Origin of the sequence: Bradyrhizobium sp. (assembly GCF_049581145.1) — a bacterium.
In the GTDB taxonomy this organism is placed as follows: Bacteria; Pseudomonadota; Alphaproteobacteria; order Rhizobiales; family Xanthobacteraceae; genus Bradyrhizobium.
This window is the reverse complement of the sequence record NZ_JBAURI010000674.1, coordinates 1-2,421: the sequence shown is the minus strand read 5'-3', so window position 1 is coordinate 2,421 and position 2,421 is coordinate 1. Positions and strand designations below refer to the sequence as shown.

The 2,421-nt window shown below is 64.4% G+C and carries 3 protein-coding genes; 2 read left to right on the top strand and 1 reads right to left on the bottom strand.

Features of this window, described 5'->3' with window-relative positions; genetic code table 11:
* Window positions 1-100 precede the first annotated feature (100 nt).
* Window positions 101-1,033, top strand: a complete 933-nt coding sequence (ypfJ, locus tag WCB02_RS22000) for a KPN_02809 family neutral zinc metallopeptidase (RefSeq protein ID WP_423961373.1) — start codon at window positions 101-103, stop codon at window positions 1,031-1,033.
* Window positions 1,034-1,200: 167 nt separating this feature from the next.
* Window positions 1,201-1,791 (top strand): molybdenum cofactor biosynthesis protein B, encoded by a 591-nt coding sequence (gene moaB / locus WCB02_RS21995; RefSeq protein ID WP_423961372.1) that lies wholly within the window; start codon window positions 1,201-1,203, stop codon window positions 1,789-1,791.
* A gap of 157 nt (window positions 1,792-1,948) precedes the next feature.
* On the opposite strand, the gene WCB02_RS21990 is transcribed toward moaB, so the two are convergent.
* Window positions 1,949-2,421 (bottom strand): hypothetical protein (locus WCB02_RS21990; RefSeq protein ID WP_423961370.1); only part of this gene is annotated, 473 nt, incomplete at its 5' end.

Sequence of the window (2,421 nt, the reverse complement as noted above, 5' to 3'; positions counted from 1 at the left end):
GCCTTGACGCGCCGTTTGCCCGCGCGACGAGTGCCGCGAGACGAGACAAGCCGCAAAAAATTACCGCACGAATTGCATCAGGACATAGGGACCAGCCGCCATGCGTTACGATGACTTCCGGCGCAGCGACGATATCGAAGACCGCCGCGGCGACGACAGCAGCGGGATGGGCGGCGGTGGCGGCGGCTTCAGCCTGCCGATGGGCGGCGGCGGTCTCGGGATCGGTACCATCATCGTGCTCGGCCTGATCAGTTACGCGCTCGGCATCGATCCACGCGTGCTGATCGGCGGCGCCGAGATCGCAACCGGCGGCCGCCAGGCGCCGACCTATCAGAGCGATCGCAGCTCGGGCAGGACCGGCGCGCCGACCGACGAGATGGGCAGCATGATCTCAGGCATCCTCGGCGAGATCGACGATCGCTGGACCGAGATGTTCCAGGCCAGGGGGCAAACCTATACCGGGCCGAAGATCGTGCTGTTCCGCAACGCCACCAATGGCGGCCGCTGCGGCATGGCGCAGGCGGCGATGGGGCCGTTCTATTGCCCGCCGGAGCGCAAGATTTTTCTCGATACCGGATTCTTCCGCGAGGTCGAGACCCGCTTTCACGGCTGTTCGGGCAGTGCGTGCAAATTTACAGCGGCCTATATCATCGCGCATGAGGCCGGCCATCACGTGCAGAACCTGCTCGGCATCCTGCCGCGCGTGACGCAACTGCAGCAGCAGGCCGGCAGCAAGGCGGATGCCAATGCGCTGCAGGTCAAGATCGAACTGCAGGCGGACTGCCTGTCCGGCGTCTGGGTGAACCGCGAAGAAAAGAAACGACCGGGCTTCCTGGAACCCGGCGATATCAACGCGGCGCTGACCACGGCGGCCGCGATCGGCGACGACACGCTGCAGCGGGAGACCACCGGCCGCGTGGTGCCGGATTCGTTCACCCACGGCACCTCGGCGCAGCGCGAGCGCTGGTTCATGAACGGCTATCAGAAGGGCACGGTCGAGGCCTGCAACACGTTCGGCGCGGGCTCGCTGTAAGCGGGCCGCATCGGCATGGACCGTCAGGTAAGGATCGCGAAGGCAAGGTCGCCAAGGTAAGGATCGTCATGGCGGGGCTTGACCCGGCCATCCACGTCTTTGTCCATGAGAGAGCTTTGAGACGTGGATGCCCGGCACAAGGCCGGGCATGACGAAAAGAGGCGGTCATGTCCTCCATCCAAGAATCCAAAAACGACGAATCCAAAAACGACGAGAAGAAATTCGTTCCGCTCAACATCGCGGTGTTGACGATTTCGGATACGCGATCGCTGGCCGACGACAAATCGGGCACCACGCTGAGCGAGCGGCTCAGCGCCGCCGGGCACACACTGGCCGCACGGGAGATCGTCACGGATGATGTCGAAGCGATCAGGGGCGTCGTGAGACGGTGGATCACCGATCCCGGCGTCGATGTCGTCATCACCACGGGCGGCACCGGCTTCACCGGCCGCGACGTGACGCCGGAGGCGATCGAGCCGCTGTTCGAAAAGCGCATGGACGGCTTCTCCATCGCCTTTCATCTGCTGAGCCACGCCAAGATCGGCACCTCGACCATCCAGAGCCGCGCCACCGCGGGGGTTGCCGGCGCGACCTTCATCTTCTGCCTGCCGGGCTCTCCAGGCGCCTGCCGTGACGGCTGGGACGGCATTTTGGCAGCCCAGCTCGACTACCGCACGCGGCCGTGCAACTTCGTCGAGATCATGCCGCGGCTCGACGAGCACCTGCGGCGGCCGAAGGCGAAAGGCGCGTCGGCGTAGTCCCATCACCGTCATTCCGGGGCGATGCCAATGGGTCCGCGCGAAGCGCGGCCCGATGACAGGCTCCGCATCGAACCTCAGATGCGCAATTGCGCATCGGGGAATTTCGAGTCGAGTCCTCTCATCTCGAAATGTCGGGTGCGCCGACGCGGCGGCCTCAAGTCGCCGGCGCAATCTGGAAAGGTCCGCCACCTTCGATGGCTTGGCCGGTCATGCCAATGATGCCTCCAGCCAAGCCGACGGCAAAATTTGCGCCGCGGGGTGCGACCGTGAAGCGATAGGTTTTGCCCGGCTCGGCGACAAAACTATAGCTTGTGGAGCCCGGCGTGGCCCAGGCGGAGACCGTTACGACTGCGGGTCCGGGCGCGATACCGCCGGTAAAGGTTTCACCTTTTCCGATGCTCGCGATTTTGGCGCCGTTCAGCTCAACAGATGCAGGCGCGGCGAGGTACAGGAGATCATTTGACCGCGCGATTGATATGGTAGCCTGCGTGCCGCCGCGAGTTCGGCAACCTGATGTCCTCCGGGTTCGGCAAAACGACCGAGAATGCTTGCTGAAAGTCGGCGGGCGTGGCGTCACGGCCACATTCTTTGCGCGAAGGCTGGCCGATCGCATCGCTTGTACGAGGC